This window comes from Embleya sp. NBC_00896 (genome assembly GCF_045207785.1).
Classification (GTDB): domain Bacteria; phylum Actinomycetota; class Actinomycetes; order Streptomycetales; family Streptomycetaceae; genus Embleya.
Map to the genome: position 1 here is coordinate 1,980,408 of NZ_CP108776.1, position 16,795 is coordinate 1,997,202.

The following is a 16,795-nucleotide window of genomic DNA, read 5'->3' on the forward strand; positions in this document are numbered from 1 at the left end:
TGGTGGTACGAGAACCGCTCAGCCGCGTACGTCCGCGATCGGGTTGGGGATGTCGACGTAGACGGACTGGGTCTCCAACGGGACTTCGAGCTCGTCGAGACCCGCGACGCGAGTGAGCAGGTTGGCCTTGCACCGCAGTGTGGCACCGTCGAGGAGGCGGTCCACGAACGGGCGACCGGCGGGGTGATCGGCGCGGGTGCGCACGAGCCGGTCGCGGAATATCGCGATCAACGCCCGTTCGTCGGCGAGGCATTGCGCTCCCATCGCGCCGACCAGGCCAAGCACGTTGTTGATCGCGAGGTAGTAGCCGAGCCGTTCGTCGATGACGCGGTCGGGACACCACGTGCCGAGGTCGCGGCCCGCGCCCGGAAGCCAGCGCGCGAGCCGCGCACCGCGTTCGGCCGAGAAGTAGTAGCCCTGGTTGCCCCGATAGCGGCCGCCGATCGGGCGGCCGTCGGTGTCGAGCACGACCATCGTGTTCTGCTGATGCGCCTCCAGGCCCAGGCCGTATTCGCCGTGCAGCCACAGGATCGGGGCCACCAGCACGTCGAGGTAGCGGCGGAACCACGACTCGGCGGTCTCGCGCAGCGGCGTCGCGGTGCGTGCGGCGAGCGTGTACAGCACGTCGGCCAGCATCGACCGCCCACGCGGCAGGTCAGGGCGCGGCGCGGCGAGCCCCGCGATGCAGTGCACGCGGTCGCGTGGCCCGAACGGGTTGTCCCGCACCACGAGTTCGAGCCCGGACTCGCCGCGCCCGCCCGGGACGTCGACGGCGATCCAACCGAGGTCGCGGAGCACGTCGAAGCCGGGGTGCGCGGAGTGCATGACGCGTTTGAGTCCGGCGTCGAGCATGCGGTGCACGGCGAGGCCGCGGCGCAGTTCGCCGCGGTGGTTCTCCCGGCGGGAGTTGGTGATCTCCACGCCGAGCGAGGTCTTGAGCATCACGGACGCACCGGAGCGGTACACGGTGCGCAGTGACGAGGTCGCGGACCACGCGGGGCCGCCCGGGCCCAGGTCGCGCAGCAGGCCGCGGTCCAGGAGGGTGGCGACCCCGGGGCGGTTGAGCACGTCGCGGGCCTGCCACGGGTGGGCCGGCAGCGCCACCATGCCGGGTGGGAAGTCCACGTCGCCCTCGGCGAGTGCGGCGAGTACGACCGGCACGGGCCGGCCGAGGTCGCCGTCGTGGACCGCGACCGAGGGGTCGACGGCGAACCAGTGCAACGGGAACGCGCCCCGTAACTCCGGTGAATAGCGCGGCGACGAGGGACCGTACATGCCCTGTCGGGACGCCGGCGAGGGGTGCATCGGGTGGCCGAGGACGATCGACTGCTCGGTGTTCAGGAACGGTGTCGTTCCGGGAACGTCCTCGGGCACCTTGCGGCGTTCGGCGAGGTGGTGCGCGATCCGCCGGGTCGAGTCGATCACCCGGTCGGTCATGTCGGCGATCGCGGTGATCGAGCCGACGCGTCCGTGTGCGGCCTCTATCGCGAGCAGTACCGCCAGTGTGGTCGCGTCGAGCGCGACGCCGCTGCTCAACCGGATCGGGCCGAAGCGATGCATGCCGGTCTCGGAGCGGTACAGGATCGGGGCGACGACGGTGCTGGCGGTCGCGGGCAGCGGGAGTCGTAACGGCCCGTCCGCCGGCACCGCGGTACCGCTCTCGCGGATGCGACAGCGCAACAGGTTCTCGATGGCCGCGTGATCGGCGGCGCGCGCGGGCGCCGGGTCGAGCAGCGGGTCGTGCGTGGCGCGGTCGCCGGGTCCGACGTGCCGCGCGGCGCCGAGAACCGCGCCGTGGTGCGGGTGTTCGGGTTCGAGGTGCGCGGGGTGGGCGCGCGCCGGCGAGGGTTCGTCGCCGCCCGGGCCCGGGACGGGCTTTCGTGGGCTGCCCGGTCGCGCCGGCTCCGGAAGCGCCTCCGCGGATGTCGACATGTGCGGTATGTACCTCCCCTGGTCTGCACGGCCGTGGGTCGGGTTCCGGTTCGAATCGTGGACGCGGTCCATTCATCACCGCTCCGAGGGACGTTCACCGTACGGCAATCCGCCGGTTATCAGAATCATGTCCCGCGACGGGCTCTCGTGCGCGGGCTTTCCGTGATGGCAACCCCTCGTCGTGATCCGCGACGTCGGCGAACGGCGGGCCGGTCGCGGCCGCGATCCACCCCCGAGGCGTCGATGCCGAATGGTTCCGGAATCCCTTCGTCACGATACGAACGGCCCGGTAAGAGCGACATCAGGAACCCGGAGCGGGGTGGTTCACGCAGTCGTACCGCCGATGGTGTCCTCCGCCGCCGCAAGCGCAATCGTTGCGCCGGCGACGCGATGACGACGATCACGATGGCGACGCCGGGAAAATCATCCCGGCCCTCGCGCACCCTCGTGAGGACGCCGGCGGCCGTGTGCGGCGGGAGGTCGAACAGATGTGGGACGACGTACAAGTCTCTTACCCATGGGGGGCGATTCAGCCCCCGACCGACCCCTCGGATGTCTCGGGTCTTCGGGGACGACACGAAGCGGGTGGGAACGTCAGGCCACCGGCCACGGCAGGATCACCCACAGGGTCTTGCCGTCCGGGTGCGCCTCGATGTGGATCTGGCCACCCAGTTCGGTGACGATGTTGCGCACGATCAGCAGGCCGCGGCCGGATGTGTCGTCGACCGTCTCCAGCAGCGCGACCGGACGGTAGGGGTGACGGTCGCGCACCCCCAACCACAGCCAGCCGTCGTGCACGGTGCACGTGACCGATACCTCCGGCGACAACACGGCGGCGTGTTCGACCGAGTTGGTGATCAGTTCGGAGGCGACCAGCTTGAGGGCGTAGCCCAAGTCGTGCCCGTAGGGCAGACCCCAGTAGGTCAGATGGTCCGCGAGGGCCCGTCGCGCCTGGGAGACGGAGGCCGGTTGGGCGGGCAGGGTGAACCAGCAGGATCGCTCGTATCCCGTTCCCATGTCACCCCTTTCGGCGCCGCGCCTCAGCGTACTGACCGGCGCGCTTGCGGGCGCACGGTTGACCATTCGTCATATCGCTACGATTCGATGATCGGTCGCGTGTGTGAGCGAAGGTCGACATGGGCAAGACCATCGCAGTCCACGTCCCTCCCGGCGTGTGATCGCGAGCGCCGAACAACGGCATTCCTGAGCGAATGACCGGATTGTGCACGGTGCGGATTCCAGAAGGGTGACTACCTGTGGTGGAAGATCTCGATGCCGTCGAACAGGCCATGCTGGCCAACCTTCTCGACGGCCGACGGCCTCGTCGGCGCAGCTCGGAGACGCCGGCTCGGTCCAATCGACAACACCAACCGCCGCAGCAGCGCCGCCAGGCGCAGTCGGTGCCGCGCGCGGTGATTCCTGCCCCGGCGCCTGCCGTGGCTCCCAATCGGGACGCCACGCGGGTGCTCGACATCGGTCGCGTGATCAAGCAGATCGACCCGCGGACGACGCCCGAACAGCGGCACGCGATGGCGACGAGTTGGACGCAACTGGATCTGACGGCGGCCCAGGTGTTGGCCTGGCTGACCGCAGGCATCCTGCCGACGGAGTACAAGCTCGCGGCCACGTGCCTGGAACGGGGACTGACCCCGCAGGACATGAAGACCCGCCTGGACGGCGTGCGCGTGGTCGAGCGCCTGCGCAGCGAGGGTGTGGACGGCGTGCTGGCGCAACTGCGCAGCGGCGCCGCGTAGGAGTGTCGGGGAAGGACATCGTGGCGAGGCCGGCGACACGTCGGCGGCACCGATGATCATTGACATGGTTCATTACCAAGCCTAGCTTTTAGCGATGTGAAGGATTCGGGGGCGGGTTCCGCCGCCCCACCCACTCTGACGCACCGCCAGATCATGTTGGTCTTCTGCGGGTTGATGCTCGGCGTCATGCTGGCCTCGCTCGACCAGACCATCGTCTCGACGGCGATGCCGACGATCGTTGCCGACCTCGGCGGGCTCGAACACCTGGCCTGGGTGACCACGGCGTACACCCTCGCCACGGCCGTCTCGATCCCGCTGTACGGAAAGCTCGGCGACGTCCACGGCCGCAAGCGGCTCTTCCAATTCGCGATCGTGCTGTTCCTCGCGGGCTCCATGCTGTGCGGAACCGCGCAGTCGATGGGGACCCTGATCGCCTTCCGGGCGATCCAGGGGCTCGGCGCCGGCGGGCTGATGAGCAACGCGCAGGCCATCATCGGCGATCTCGTACCGCCCGCCGACCGCGGTCGCTACCAGGGATTCATCGCGTCCACGGTCGCGTTCTCGACCGTGTGCGGGCCGCTGATCGGCGGCTTCTTCACCGAGGCGCTGTCGTGGCGATGGGTGTTCTACGTGAACATCCCGCTCGGCGCGGTGGCGCTGATGGTCACGTCCGTCGTCCTCAAGTTGCCACGCAAGACCAACCCCAAGCACCCGTTCGACGGATCCGGACTCGCCCTGCTCACCTGCGGGACCAGTGCGCTGATCCTGTTCACGAGTTGGGGCGGGACGCAGTACGCGTGGGTCTCCGGGCCGAGCCTGGGTCTGGCCGCGACCGCGTTCGTCGCGCTCGTGGGGTTCGTGCTGGTGGAGCGGCGTGCGGCCGACCCGTTGATCCCGCTGCGGCTGCTCTCGCGCAACACGATCGTGCGGGTCGCGTGTCCGCTGACCATGGTCACCGGGTGTCTGACTGTGGGGATGAGCACGTTCCTGCCGCTCTATCAGCAGATCGTGCGCGGTCACGGGCCCACCGAGTCGGGCCTGTTGCTGGCGCCGATGATGCTCTCGATGATGGTGTGCTCGACCCTGTCGGGCCGGCTGATCTCGCGGATCGGCAGGTACAAGCGCTTCCCCCTGATCGGCACGCTGCTCGCGGCGGCGGGGCTCGTGGTGCTGTCGCTGCTGGGGACCGACAGCCCGTACTGGCATCTGCTGATCGGGCTCATGGTGCTGGGCTTCGGGCTCGGCACGATCGGGCCGGTCACCACGCTCGCGGTCCAGAACTCGGTCGAGCAGACGGACATCGGCGTGGCCACCGGCCTGAACTCGTTCGCGCGCTCGATCGGGTCGGCGCTGGGTGCCGCCGTGCTCGGCGCGGTGTTCGCGCACGGACTGTCCGGCGGGGCGGGATCGGGCACAGGGGGCGAGGCGGGCATGGGGGTGACCCGGGAGGCGATAGACGCGTTGCCGACGGCGCAGCGCGACGCGGTGCTGACCGGATTCGCGGACTCGCTCGACGCGGTGTTCCTCGCCGCCGTCCCGATCGCGGTGATCGGCTTCGTGCTGGCCCTGATGCTGCGTGAGATCCCGTTGCGGCGCGGGCCGGAGCAGGTCACGGCGGGATCAGCCGGCACCGAGCACAAGCTGTCCGGAGCGAACTGACAGGTCTCGCAGGTCTTCTGCGGCGTCCCAGGCCCAGTGGTTCGGGTTGGTCGCGAGCCCCTCGTCGGTCTCCAGACGGCGCAGTGCGAGCGCCGCGAGGTCGGTGACCAGGTCGTGCTCGCCCTGCCCGCTCAGTCGGTGCAGGACGCCCACGACGTCGCAGACGCGGCGGGTGAGGCTGCGCTCGGGAACGCCCTGGATGAGTCGGGCGAGGCCGTAGCCGGCCATCAGGCCGAGGATCATCCCGCGTATCGCGGGGAGGTCACGCCGTTCCCGCGCCGGTTCGAAGCGCCGCCACCAGTGCACCCACGCCTCCGTCTCGGTGGCCGCGCGCGCCTCGATCGCGGTGCGGCGCGGCGCGACGGACGTCGCTCGCGCGGACCCGGCGAGCATCAGGCGCTCCAGGGCCGCGTCGACCGCGGCCTCCAGTTCCGGTCGCGGGTCGACCTCTCGCGCAGGGGTCCGGATCTGTTCGGCGGCGGTCAACGTCATCGTCGTCATGCGATGTATGGAAGCGGAGTGTGCTGTCGTCGCGCCCTGCGATCACTCGAACGAGGGACACCGTGTCGCATGAACGAGTGGGAACCGCGGCGCCGGGGCGACAATGGCGCGCATTCTCGGGTCCGGGGCCGCCACAACCGCCTTCGCGCTGCCGCCGGGCGCCCGGACGCGGCGATCGATCGGATCGCCGCGTCCCTCGACTTCTTCGGCTATGCGGCCGCCCGGCGGTGGCCGTCGGCCGTCAGGGCTTCTCCCAGATCTGGAAGGCCCGTACCGCATAGGGCACCACCGGCACGTAGACGCCGTCGCCCGGATACGTGCTGAAGTCGCCCACGGTGGCGCATTCCCGGCTCTGATACATGGTCACGTAGCGATCCATGCGGTTCGCGAACGACAGCGCGTCGACGCCTTCGGGCAGCGACACACACTGCTCGACGTCGGCGTTCGCCAACTCGAAGGTGGCGACCGGCGGGCCCTCGAACCCCGGCGCGCCCCAGAAGCACACCTGCCCCGGCGCGCACGAGGCCGCGGCTGCCGGGCCGGCGAACGCGCTCGGCGCCGCCGCGGTGGTGAGCAGACTCGTGGCCACGGCCAGCGCGCAGACAAAACGACGTCGCATGTGACTCATCGGACATTCCCCGTTCGTCGAATCCACGCCCCGGTTCCGACGTGAGTCAACGATTGCGCGCAATGCGTCGAAGCGCACTCGAACAGGACCGGATTAGCTCCAAAGAGTGCACTACGCGCAAATCCCGCATATTTCGGAACCGGACTACGAAACGTCTCGTCACAGTAGGTATCGGCTCACCCGGAGGCTGTCATGGCTGTTGTTTCCACCCCTCGTCGCCGTCTCGTCCGCTCCGCACTCGGCATCGCCGCCGTCGCCGGCATCGCCGCGACCACCGTGTTGTCCGGGACCGCCCAGGCCGCGGGCACCACCTACCTCACCAACATCCGCACCGGACAGCACGCGACCTACGACCGCGTGGTCCTCGACTTCTCCGGCGGCGTCCCCGGGTACGGGGTCACCGGCACGAGCGAACTCACGCAGTGCGCGAGCGGGAAGCCGATCACCTTCCCCAAGAGCGCCGAGTACGTCGAGCTGGACATCGCGAGCGCCGCCCACGACGAAAACGGCAACCCGACCTACACCGGTCCGCGCTACGTCAGGACCAACATGCCCTCGCTCACCGGGTACGCCGTCACGTGCGACTTCGAGGGCAAGCTCAAGGTCGGCGTCGGCTACAAGAGCAACGTGACCGAGGTCGTCACGTCGGTCCTGACCAATCCGAGCCGCATCGTGATCGACGTCAAGCGCTGACCCGAGGCACGCGCACCGCTTCGCCCGCGAGGCGGGGCGGCGCGTGACTCAGTAGGCCATCCGCCGTTCGACCGCCGCCAGTTCGGCGGCGGTCAGAACGTTCGGCGTCCCCACTCCCAGCGCGCGCACGTACACCTCGCACAGCCACTCCAGGATCCGCGTGCGGTCGTACGCCTCGGTCAGGTCGCGGCCCAGCGTCACCCCGCCGTGGTTGGCCAGCAGCGCCCCGCTGCGGCCGCCCGCGAGCGCGGCCCGCACCGAGGCCGCCAACTCCGGCGTCCCATAGGTCGCGTACGGCGCGACGCGCACGTCGTGGCCGCCGAGCAGCAGCACGTTGTAGTGGATCGCCGGCAGCACCGGCAGCGTCGTCGCCACGACCGCGCCGAAGACCGCGTGCGTGTGCACGACGGCCCCCGCGGCCGGGTCGCTCTCGTACAGCGCGAGGTGCATCGGCGTCTCGGAGGACGGCTTGCGCGCACCCTCCACGACCGCGCCGGCGAGGTCCACGACCACGCAGTCGTCGGGTGTGATCCGTTCCAGCGGAGCGCCCGAGGGGGTGACCGCGACGAGCGACCCGCTGCGCGCGCTCAGATTGCCCGACGCCCCGACGACGAGCCCGCCCTCGACGATCCGCCGCCCGAACGCGCACAGTTCCCGACGCTCGTCCTCCAACAACACCGCGGCCTCCCGGCGGGATCCGACCATGAGCGGCCGACGAACGAGTGCGACCGAAGGGTTCGAGGGACCGACTCGACATGCGGCCCCACGGGGCGCACTCGGTCAGCGGATTCAATCAGACGTCGAGCATCGTCACCGCGCCGGGCTCAGATCCCACCGTGGTGGCGGTGGAACGTCTTCGCGTCGACGCTGTCGTCCTCGTCGCCCACGGTCGCGCGGACCGCGTCCGACAGCCCGCGCGGCCGCATTCGCCGCGGGCTCGCCGCCACCATCGGATCGCTGTTCAGGTCCTTCAGCGTCGATCGCCTGTCCCGCGGCGCCGTCCGCGTGCCGGCCCAGAAGCGGTACGAACGCGGCACTGACCCGGTTGCCGCGACCGCGTCGAAAGGTCGCGTACGCGAGCGCGAGGCCTGCGATCGCGTAGATCGCCCACGGGTGCAGCGTCCAGTGGAACAGCGTGCATTCGAGCGCCGCGCCGGCCGCCGGGGTCGGGCGGCCACGCCCGAGGTCGGCGGCGGCTCCGCGTAGTGCTGGATGGGTTCGGCCACGGCGTAGAACATCAACCCGATGCCCATACCCGCGCTGAACATCATCGCGACCCACGCAACCGTGCCGAACTCCGGTTCGTCGTCGTCCTCACCGAGCCGGATCCGCCCGTACTTGGACACCGCGATGAACACCGCGAGCACGAGGAAGATGTCCGCGGCGATGACGAACAGCCAACCGAAGTTGCGGATCGTCCAGTCGAGGCCGGTCGACGCCGCGGTGTCGAGCGAACCCTTGGCGAACACGCCCCAGAGCACGACCGCGAGCACGGCCGCGAAGCCGATCCCGGCGACGGTCGGGTCCACACGGGGCGCGGCGGCGGCGTCTCGGCTCGATCCGTTCACTGAATCGTCCTTTTCGTCCGCTCGGATGCCACACGCCATCGTGCGGTCTCACGAATCGGCAGGGACGGGCGCGCCGGATCGCGCCCGGGCGTCACTCCTTTGTCGCAGCCCCGCGCCCCGTCGGGCCCGCCGGCGGAAGCGCCGTGGCCGGCCCCTCCCCCGGCGCACCCCGGGCGGATCCGCCTCTCACCCCCGATACAGCCGCGCCACCACCTCCTCGATGGTCGGCTCGCGCACCGACACGTCCCGCAAGCCGCCGTCGCGCGCGATCTCGGCGATCAACTCGCCTGCGGGCACCCCGTCGAGGGTGAACGTCACCCGTCTGCCGTCGGCCTCGACCCGCTCGACCTCGACCCCCGGCGTACGCACCTCGATGGGGCGCGGCTCGTCCAGGTCGACCACCACCCGCCGGCGCGATCCGTAGCGCGCGTGCAGTTCCTCCAGCGTCCCGTCGTGCACGACGTGACCGTGGTCGATCACGATCAGCCGCCGGCACAGGTGCTCGATGTCGGCGAGGTCGTGCGTGGTGAGCACGGTCGTCACGTCGCCGCGGGCGCCGATCTCGGCCAGGAACGCGCGCAGCGACTGCTTGCTGACCACGTCCAGGCCGATCGTCGGCTCGTCCAGGAACAGCACGTCGGGCCCGTGCAGGAGGGCCGCGGTGATCTCGCCGCGCATCCGCTGTCCGAGCGAGAGTTGGCGCACCGGCGTGTCCATGAACTCGTCGAGTTCCAGCAGTGCCCGGCACTGCTTGAGGCGCGCCTCGTGCTCGTCGCGCGGCACCGAGTACACGAAGGCGAGCAGGCGGAACGACTCGCGCAGCGGCAGGTCCCACCACAGTTGCGAGCGCTGCCCGAAGACCACGCCGATCCGGCGCGCGAGCCGGCGCCGCCGGGGCACCGGCTCCAGGCCGCAGACACGCACGTGCCCCGAGGTCGGGGTCAGGATGCCCGTCATCATCTTGAGCGTCGTCGACTTTCCCGCGCCGTTGGGCCCGATGTAGCCGACCGTCTCGCCGCGCGCGACGCTCAGGTCGACGCCGTCCACCGCGGCCACGGTCCGGGACTCCCGGCGGATCCGGCCGACCTTGCGCTTGACGGTGAACTCCTTGCGCAGGTCCCGGACCTCGATCATCGGTTCGGTCATGATCCGGTACTCCTGTAATGCCGGATCCCCGTCCGCCACACGAGCAGCGCGATCATCCACGCGAACGCGGCGACGAGCGGGGACAGCCATGCGAGCCAACCGGGCCCGCCGAGCGGATCCGCGTGTCCGGTCAGGAACAGCGCGGGTTGGTAGGCGACCAGGGCGAGCCCGAAGCCGTAGCCGAACACCCGGCGCAGCAACCCCGGGTAGATCGTCGCCGGATAGCGCGCGAACTCCTTGCCGCCGTAGGTGAACGCGTTCGCGATCTCGCCGGACTCGACGAACCAGAACGCGACGCACGCGCCGAGGACGAACACCGCCATGAACAGCGCGCAGCCGGCGATCGGCGTGAGCACGAGCATGAGGGCGCGGGCGGGCGTCCAGTCGAGGTCCGCGTACACGAGCACGGCCACCAGCAGCACCCCCGACTGCGCGACCCGCCCGATCCGGCGCAACGCGAAGTCGGTGACGAGCAGTTGCGGCAGCGCCCCGAGCGGGCGGACCAGGACCGTGTCGAGCAGGCCCTTGCGGACGTAGAACGAGAGCCGTTCGACGTTGCCGACGAGCAGGTCCGCGAGGTCGAACGCGAACATCGCGAGGGCGGACATCAGCAGCACCTCGCGCAGTCCGAACCCGCCGACCGTCGGCGTGACCCGGAACAGCACGAACACCACCACCGCCTCCACCAGCGTGCTCAGCGCGGCGGTCGCGACGTCCACGCCGAACGACAACCGGTACTGGGTCTGGCTGTGGATCTGGGCCCGCAGCAGGCGGGCGTACGCCTCAACCACCCTGGATCACCAGCTTGTCGGTCGCCGCCCGCTGCACCCGCAGCACCACGGGGACCAGCACCGCAACCCAGGCCAGCTGGAGCACGACGCTGCCGATCTGCTGGGCGGGGCCCGGGCGTTCGACCAGGACGTCGAGCGGGATCTGGTACAGGCCCGGGAACGGCGTGCCGAACCACAACAGCGCCTGGGCCCAGTCGGGCAGGAAGCGCAGCGGGAAGAAGGTGCCGGCGAAGATGCCGGACGCGAGCATCCACAGCGCGCCCAGGCCGCGCGCGTCGAGCAGCCAGAAGGCGCCGAGGTTGACGAGGTAGCGCAGCGCGAAGCTGAGCACCGTGCCGAGCAGCAGCGAGAGCGCGAACAGCGGGAGGGTGTACGGGCGTTGCGGGACGTACATGGTGAAGAACAGGGCGCCGGTGAGGACCGGTACGAGCATCCGGGCGAGCACCGCGTACGCGGCCCGGCCGAGGTCGGCGGCCAGGAACGCCTCGAAGGGGTCGATGGGACGCAACAGGTCGGAGGTCACCTCGCCGCTGCGGACGCGGTCGGCGAGTTCGTTCCACGACCACACGTGAACGACGCTGAGGATGCCCTGCCCGACCCAGACATAGGTCGCCAGCTGTGCGGCGTCGTAGCCGCCGGGGCGCCGGCCGTCGGCGGCCAGCGCGACCATGAGCGAGTAGATCATCACACCGAAGACGGTGTTGGTGAACAGTCCGGCGATGGCGGCCTGCCGGTAGGTGGCCCAGCGCCGGAAGCCGGCACCGAACAGCGCGCCGAAGCGGCGCAGCCGGGCGGCCGGGTCCGGCGGCCGGTCGGCCGGTATCGGACGTGCGGAAGCGGACGACATGGTGAAATCCCTTTCCCCGGGGGCGCACGGGGGCCGAATGGGACCGGCCGGGGCACGCCGTTCCGGGCATACCGAAGTGACCTCGCGAGGAGGTGTGGGGGATGCTCACTCTTGGTTTCGTTGCGCCGGGCCTGATGCGTGTCGAACGCCGGCCCTGGCCCGCAACACCCCGGGCAAGGCGAGCAAGAGTAGCGGACCTACGGGTTGCTTTCATCCCGTTTTGCTGACCCGTACGAGTGGGCACCCGATTTTTTCGCCGCAAAGGATGAATCGATCGGCCCACTCGTGTGACGATCGTGCGCATGGTGCAGCAGTTGGGCAAGGGACAGAACACGCCGGTTACCGCAACGAAGGTGCGTGCGGTCTTCGTCTGGCGCCCGGGGCCGGGTACGCCCGGCCTGGACGCGTCGGCACTGTTGTTGGGCACGTCGGGTCGGGTCTCGGGCGACGCCGACTTCGTGTTCTACAACCAGCCGACCCATCCCTCCGGCGCGGTCGGGCACGTCGGCAAGGAGGAGGGGGCGTGGTCGCGGGACGCGCTGGCGATCGATCTGGGCGCGATCCCGGCGAGCGTGGACCGCGTGGTGCTGGCGGCGTCGGCGCACAGCGGCACCTTCGCGGGCATTCGTGACCTGCACCTGTTGGTGAGCGATCCGGCGGCCGAGGTGGACCTGGTCCGGTTCGACATCGCGGACGCGACCGTGGAGACCGCGATGCTGGCGGGCGAGTTGTACCGCCGGGGCGGGGCCTGGAAGTTCCGCGCGATCGGGCAGGGCTACTCGACGGGGCTCGAGGGCCTCGCGACCGACTTCGGCATCTCGGTGTCGGCCCCGCCACCGCCCACCCCGCAGGCTCCTCCCGCGCGCGTGCAGGCGCCCGCTCCGCCGGCCCCGACGCAGCAGCAGGCCCCGCCGCCGCGGCTGAACGTCCGCAAGCCCGAACCGGTGAGCCGCCCCGCGGCCCCGCAACCGTCCGCAACCGCGCAGCAACCCGCCGCGAACCGCCCGCCCGTGCGGTTGGGCAAGGTCACGTTGACCAAGTCGGCGCCGAAGGTCTCCCTCGGCAAGGAGGGCATCACCGGCAGTCGCATGCGGGTCAACCTCAACTGGGTCCAGGCCGCTCCGGGGCGCGGCATGCTCAAGCGGCTGATGGGTCCGACCGACCTGGACCTGTGCTGTCTGTGGGAGCTGAACGACGGCAGCAAGGGCATCGTGCAGGCGCTCGGCAACATGTTCGGTTCGGCGGACTCGCCGCCGTACGTGTTCCTGGACGGCGACGACCGCACGGGCGCGAACACCGCCGGCGAGAACCTGTACATCAACCTCGACCACAAGAGCAGCTTCAAGCGCCTGCTGATCTTCGCGTTCATCTACAAGGGCGTGACGTTCGACGACGCGCAGGCGGTCGTGACGCTGACCCCGGCGACCGGGCCCGAGCTGGAGATCCGGCTCGACGAGACCGGCGGCGCGGCGCGTTCGTGCGCGGTCGCGCTCGTGCAGAACCAGGGCGGCGACCTGACCATCCAGCGCGAGGTGCGCTACATCAAGGGCAACCAGGAGAAGGTCGACCAGGCGTACTCGTGGGGTCTGCGGTGGCGGGCGGGCACGAAGGACTGAACCGCGGGGACCGGTGGGCGCACGGGGTCGGTGCCCGATTCGCTCGACCCACCGGGGCCGCCCGCCGCACGTCACAGGTCGTCGGGGTGGGTCCCCTCGGGCCGCACCCCGATGCCGGGCAGGTCGACGTAGCCGCCCGAGGTCCACGCGCGCGTCCGCAGCCGGCGGGCGGTGTCGATGCCCCAGAACGCGAACGCCTCCAGGATCGACTCGGCCGCCGCCGCGGCGTGCTCGGCGCCGGGGCGCAGCCACACCTGGCGCCCGTTGCCCGGCACGTTGCCCAGTTCGAGGCGGTCCTGTCCGACCCGGATCTCGGCGGTGTGCGCGGGCTCGGCGACGTCGCCCAGGACGAGCAGGACCGGTTCGACCCAGCCGACCAGCGGCATGTCCACGACCAGCGAGGACAGGACGCGCGGCAGCGCGGTGCGGAAGTCGGCCCAGTCGCGCGGGTCGGGGCCGAACGGCAGGAACAGCTCGGCCAGGCTCATGTCGGGGCGGCTGACGCACCAGATGTAGGGCAGCTCGGCGAGCGAGCCCGCGCTCTCGAAGCCGCGCCGCTCGAACGCCTCGCCCGCGCGGGTGGGGAACAGCTCCATGACGAGCGCCTCGTTCGCGTCGTCACGGGACAGTCGCAGGGTGATCCGCCGCGATCGCCAGCGCAGCCACGCGGCGGGACCACCACGCCACGGCGCGGGCCCGAGCGTCGCGGTCAGCGCGGCGCCGAGCCGGGTGTGCGCGGCGTCCAACTCGCGGCCGCGGTCGCGCACGTAGGGCACCGTGCCCCAGGCGCCGCCGCCGTAGGTGTACTGGCCGGGCGCGGGCGGGTTGTGCAGGCCGGGCGGCGGTGGTGGCGGCGGATCGACGCGCACCGGCAGCGACGCGGTGAAGCGCACGCACGGTGCGCCCTCGGCGCGTTCGGCGGGATCCCCTCGGCACAGCAGACCGGGTATGCCGGTCTCGATCGCCAGGCGCCCGCCCTCGACGACTCGGACCTCCCAGCCGAGCCGTCCGGCGGTCTCCTCCAGGGCTTCGACGGACCAGTCCCCCCACTCGGCCCCCCGGGCGGCGAGCAGCGTTCGGGCGAGTGTGTCGGCGGCAGGCATCACGGAGACGGCCATGCTCGCCATGGTCACAGGATTCGGGCCGATCGGGCCAGACCCTTTGCCGATCCGCGCCCGAAAAGATCGTCGGCGGACCCGCGTTCGGGGCGGATCCGCCGAGGAGGCAGGTCTTTTGACGCCGGATCAGAGCCCGGCCGGAGCCGGCACGGAACCCGCTCGCGGCCCCGCCGCGGCCCGGCCGTGCAGGGTCGGCGCGAGGCCGGCGCCGGGCCGGGCCAGGCGGGGCCGAAGCGGGCTCGGGCCGAGCCGAGCCCCCGAAACGCGATCAGAGCAGGCTGGTCTCCGGGTACTTGCCGCTGGGCGTGACGATCGTGCCCGCGTTGCCCCTGAGGATCTCGCCGGCCTGGTCGAGCGCGCCGATCGCCGCCATGTCGCCGGTCATCTCCACGAAGCGGCAGATCGCGTCGACCTTGGGGCCCATCGAGCCGGCCGGGAAGTCCTCGGTACGCAGCTGCATCGGGGTCGCGTTGGTGATCTCCTGCGCGTCGGGCCGGCCGAATCCGCGCATCACCCGCGGCACGTCCGTGAGCAGCAACAACACGTCGGCGTCCAGGGCTTCGGCCAGCAGCGCGGCGGTCAGGTCCTTGTCGACGACCGCCTCGACGCCGGTCAACTGGCCGAGTTCGTTGCGCACGACCGGAACGCCGCCCCCGCCGGCGCACACCGCGACCGCGCCGGCGCCGAGCAGTTGCCGGATCAGCCGGGTCTCCACCACGCGCGCGGGCTTGGGCGAGGGGACCACCCGGCGCCACCACTTGCCGTCCGGCTTGACGATCCAGCCGCGCTCCTCGGCGAGCCGCTTGGCCTCGGCCTCCTCGTAGACCGGGCCGACGAACTTGGTCGGGTTCCGGAACGCGGGGTCCGCGGTGGACACGAGGGTCTGGTTGATCAGCGAGCACACCTGTCGGCCCGGCAGCGCGTTCTGCAGCGACTGGAGCAGCCAGTAGCCGATCATGCCCTGCGTCATCGCGCCCAGGACGTCGAAGGGGTACGGCTGGGTGAGCGACTGGTCGGCCGCGGACTGCAACGCCAGCACACCGACCTGCGGACCGTTCCCGTGGGTCACCACGAGTTCGTGCTCCCGCGCCAGCGGGGCCAGCGACTTGACGGCCTTGCGGATGTTGCGGAGCTGGATGTCGGCGTCGGGCTTGTCCCCGCGCTGAAGCATTGCGTTCCCGCCGAGGGCGACGACGACGCGCATGGTGGGTCCCCTTTCAAGTCGAGATCGAGAACGAGATCGAAAACGAGAGCCAGAGCGAGAGCGAGTTCGCATCGAGAACAAGGGCGACCCATCGGGATCGCGGCGATCCGGACCATGACAAGCATGCGCAAGACGCATAAACAGGGCGGCACCCCAACCACGCGCGGCCCGGGTACCGCTGCGGTACCCGGGCCTCGCGGCGCTCCCCGGGCCGTCAGTCGCCGAGCGTGGCGACCATGACCGCCTTGATGGTGTGCAGCCGGTTCTCCGCCTCGTCGAAGACGATCGAGAAGTCCGACTCGAAGACCTCGTCGGTGACCTCGAGGGCCTCCATGCCGGTCTTCTCGTAGATGTCCTGCCCGACCTTGGTGCCCCGGTCGTGGAACGCCGGGAGGCAATGCATGAACTTGACCTTGGGGTTGCCGGTCGCCTTCACCACGTCCATGTTCACCTGGTACGCCTTGAGTTGGGCGATCCGGGTGTCCCAGACCTCCTTGGGCTCGCCCATGGAGACCCACACGTCGGTGTAGAGGAAGTCCACGCCCTTGACGCCCTCGGCGACGTCCGCGGTGTGGGTGATCCGGGCGCCGGTCTTGACCGCGATCTCCTTGGCCTTGTCGACGATCTCCGGGTCGTTCCACAGCTCCTTGGGCGCGACCATGCGCACGTCCATGCCCAGCATCGCGGCGGTGATCATCAGCGAGTTGCCCATGTTGTTGCGGGCGTCGCCGAGGTAGGCGAACGACACCTGGTGCAGCGGCTTGTCGGAGTGCTCACGCATGGTGAGCATGTCCGCGAGCATCTGGGTGGGGTGCCACTCGTCGGTCAGGCCGTTCCACACCGGCACGCCCGCGTACTTGCCGAGTTCCTCGACGTACTCCTGCTTGCTGCCCCGATACTCGATGCCGTCGTACATCCGGCCGAGGACGCGCGCGGTGTCCTTCATCGACTCCTTGTGGCCGATCTGCGAGCCACCCGGGTCAAGGTAGGTGACGCCCGCGCCCTGGTCGTACGCGGCGACCTCGAACGCGCAGCGGGTGCGCGTGGAGGTCTTCTCGAAGATCAGCGCGATGTTCTTGCCGACGAGGCGCTTCTGCTCGATGCCCGCGTACTTCGCGGCCTTCAGATCCGCGGCGAGGTCGAGCAGGTGGTTGAACTCCTTGGGAGTGAAGTCCAGTTCCTTGAGGAAGTTTCGGTGACGCAGGTTGAAGGCCATGGCTCCAGGCTTCTCTTCGAGCGGGTCGAGGGGATCGGGCGGGTCGACGGGTCGACCGGTCGCGGCGGGGTCGAGCGGGCCGAGCCGGGCGGGACCGGATCGAGCGCCCGAATGGACGTACG

General features: G+C 70.5%; 15 protein-coding genes and 1 pseudogene. 4 read left to right on the forward strand and 12 right to left on the reverse strand.

Annotated features, from left to right (window positions below):
* Positions 1-18 precede the first annotated feature (18 nt).
* Positions 19-1,932, reverse strand: coding sequence for an IucA/IucC family protein (locus tag OG928_RS08880; protein ID WP_406281298.1), 1,914 nt, complete (start codon positions 1,930-1,932; stop codon positions 19-21).
* Positions 1,933-2,526: 594 nt separating this feature from the next.
* Positions 2,527-2,949, reverse strand: coding sequence for an ATP-binding protein (locus tag OG928_RS08885; RefSeq protein WP_406281300.1), 423 nt, complete (start codon positions 2,947-2,949; stop codon positions 2,527-2,529).
* A 242-nt stretch (positions 2,950-3,191) separates the two neighbouring features.
* Between OG928_RS08885 and OG928_RS08890 the strand changes: the two genes are divergently transcribed.
* Complete coding sequence (locus tag OG928_RS08890) at positions 3,192-3,686, forward strand: hypothetical protein (RefSeq protein WP_406281302.1); 495 nt, start codon at positions 3,192-3,194, stop codon at positions 3,684-3,686.
* A 153-nt stretch (positions 3,687-3,839) separates the two neighbouring features.
* On the forward strand, positions 3,840-5,345 hold the full coding sequence (locus OG928_RS08895; RefSeq protein ID WP_406281303.1) for an MDR family MFS transporter: 1,506 nt from the start codon (positions 3,840-3,842) through the stop codon (positions 5,343-5,345).
* Here the strand turns inward: OG928_RS08895 and OG928_RS08900 are convergent.
* Together OG928_RS08900 and OG928_RS08905 are read right to left on the reverse strand one after the other, a co-directional pair.
* Positions 5,307-5,846, reverse strand: coding sequence for a hypothetical protein (locus OG928_RS08900; protein ID WP_406281305.1), 540 nt, complete (start codon positions 5,844-5,846; stop codon positions 5,307-5,309). The two genes, OG928_RS08895 and OG928_RS08900, sit on opposite strands and share 39 nt — an antisense overlap.
* A 241-nt stretch (positions 5,847-6,087) precedes the next feature.
* On the reverse strand, positions 6,088-6,465 hold the full coding sequence (locus tag OG928_RS08905) for a peptidase inhibitor family I36 protein (RefSeq protein ID WP_406281307.1): 378 nt from the start codon (positions 6,463-6,465) through the stop codon (positions 6,088-6,090).
* A gap of 201 nt (positions 6,466-6,666) precedes the next feature.
* Between OG928_RS08905 and OG928_RS08910 the strand changes: the two genes are divergently transcribed.
* On the forward strand, positions 6,667-7,167 hold the full coding sequence (locus OG928_RS08910) for a hypothetical protein (RefSeq protein ID WP_406281309.1): 501 nt from the start codon (positions 6,667-6,669) through the stop codon (positions 7,165-7,167).
* 48 nt (positions 7,168-7,215) lie between these two features.
* Here OG928_RS08910 and OG928_RS08915 read toward each other — a convergent pair whose 3' ends face one another.
* The 5 genes and pseudogenes from OG928_RS08915 to OG928_RS08935 form a co-directional block, all read right to left on the reverse strand.
* Entirely contained in the window at positions 7,216-7,872 is a 657-nt protein-coding gene (locus OG928_RS08915; RefSeq protein WP_406281311.1) for a class II aldolase/adducin family protein, read from the reverse strand.
* A 270-nt stretch (positions 7,873-8,142) separates the two neighbouring features.
* Positions 8,143-8,774, reverse strand: a pseudogene (locus OG928_RS08920) (BCCT family transporter); the annotation flags it as partial.
* 147 nt (positions 8,775-8,921) lie between these two features.
* Positions 8,922-9,881 carry an ATP-binding cassette domain-containing protein gene (locus OG928_RS08925; protein ID WP_406281312.1) on the reverse strand — a complete coding sequence of 320 codons (960 nt, stop codon included), beginning with the start codon at positions 9,879-9,881 and terminating at the stop codon, positions 8,922-8,924.
* Positions 9,878-10,672, reverse strand: coding sequence for an ABC transporter permease (locus OG928_RS08930; RefSeq protein WP_406281315.1), 795 nt, complete (start codon positions 10,670-10,672; stop codon positions 9,878-9,880). Before OG928_RS08930 ends, OG928_RS08925 begins: the two co-directional genes overlap by 4 nt.
* Positions 10,665-11,519, reverse strand: a complete 855-nt coding sequence (locus OG928_RS08935; RefSeq protein WP_406281317.1) for an ABC transporter permease — start codon at positions 11,517-11,519, stop codon at positions 10,665-10,667. Before OG928_RS08935 ends, OG928_RS08930 begins: the two co-directional genes overlap by 8 nt.
* A 302-nt stretch (positions 11,520-11,821) precedes the next feature.
* Here OG928_RS08935 and OG928_RS08940 point away from each other — a divergent pair, with 302 nt between their 5' ends.
* Positions 11,822-13,135 (forward strand): TerD family protein, encoded by a 1,314-nt coding sequence (locus tag OG928_RS08940; protein ID WP_406281319.1) that lies wholly within the window; start codon positions 11,822-11,824, stop codon positions 13,133-13,135.
* A 71-nt stretch (positions 13,136-13,206) separates the two neighbouring features.
* Here OG928_RS08940 and OG928_RS08945 read toward each other — a convergent pair whose 3' ends face one another.
* From OG928_RS08945 to argF, 3 genes are all read right to left on the reverse strand, one after another.
* Positions 13,207-14,253, reverse strand: coding sequence for a hypothetical protein (locus OG928_RS08945; protein WP_406281321.1), 1,047 nt, complete (start codon positions 14,251-14,253; stop codon positions 13,207-13,209).
* A gap of 268 nt (positions 14,254-14,521) precedes the next feature.
* Positions 14,522-15,457 carry a carbamate kinase gene (gene arcC, locus OG928_RS08950; RefSeq protein ID WP_406281323.1) on the reverse strand — a complete coding sequence of 312 codons (936 nt, stop codon included), beginning with the start codon at positions 15,455-15,457 and terminating at the stop codon, positions 14,522-14,524.
* A gap of 214 nt (positions 15,458-15,671) precedes the next feature.
* Positions 15,672-16,673 carry an ornithine carbamoyltransferase gene (gene argF / locus OG928_RS08955; RefSeq protein WP_406290865.1) on the reverse strand — a complete coding sequence of 334 codons (1,002 nt, stop codon included), beginning with the start codon at positions 16,671-16,673 and terminating at the stop codon, positions 15,672-15,674.
* Positions 16,674-16,795 lie beyond the last annotated feature (122 nt).

Bases quoted from the DNA above. Each gene is read 5' to 3' on its own strand.
- OG928_RS08915 (WP_406281311.1), bottom strand. From the start codon at position 7,872: ATGGTCGGATCCCGCCGGGAGGCCGCGGTGTTGTTGGAGGACGAGCGT.
- OG928_RS08905 (WP_406281307.1), bottom strand. From the start codon at position 6,465: ATGCGACGTCGTTTTGTCTGCGCGCTGGCCGTGGCCACGAGTCTGCTC.
- OG928_RS08895 (WP_406281303.1), top strand. From the start codon at position 3,840: ATGTTGGTCTTCTGCGGGTTGATGCTCGGCGTCATGCTGGCCTCGCTC.
- OG928_RS08925 (WP_406281312.1), bottom strand. From the start codon at position 9,881: ATGACCGAACCGATGATCGAGGTCCGGGACCTGCGCAAGGAGTTCACC.
- OG928_RS08880 (WP_406281298.1), bottom strand. From the start codon at position 1,932: ATGTCGACATCCGCGGAGGCGCTTCCGGAGCCGGCGCGACCGGGCAGC.
- OG928_RS08885 (WP_406281300.1), bottom strand. From the start codon at position 2,949: ATGGGAACGGGATACGAGCGATCCTGCTGGTTCACCCTGCCCGCCCAA.
- arcC (WP_406281323.1), bottom strand. From the start codon at position 15,457: ATGCGCGTCGTCGTCGCCCTCGGCGGGAACGCAATGCTTCAGCGCGGG.
- OG928_RS08900 (WP_406281305.1), bottom strand. From the start codon at position 5,846: ATGACGACGATGACGTTGACCGCCGCCGAACAGATCCGGACCCCTGCG.
- OG928_RS08910 (WP_406281309.1), top strand. From the start codon at position 6,667: ATGGCTGTTGTTTCCACCCCTCGTCGCCGTCTCGTCCGCTCCGCACTC.
- OG928_RS08935 (WP_406281317.1), bottom strand. From the start codon at position 11,519: ATGTCGTCCGCTTCCGCACGTCCGATACCGGCCGACCGGCCGCCGGAC.
- argF (WP_406290865.1), bottom strand. From the start codon at position 16,673: ATGGCCTTCAACCTGCGTCACCGAAACTTCCTCAAGGAACTGGACTTC.
- OG928_RS08940 (WP_406281319.1), top strand. From the start codon at position 11,822: ATGGTGCAGCAGTTGGGCAAGGGACAGAACACGCCGGTTACCGCAACG.
- OG928_RS08945 (WP_406281321.1), bottom strand. From the start codon at position 14,253: ATGGCCGTCTCCGTGATGCCTGCCGCCGACACACTCGCCCGAACGCTG.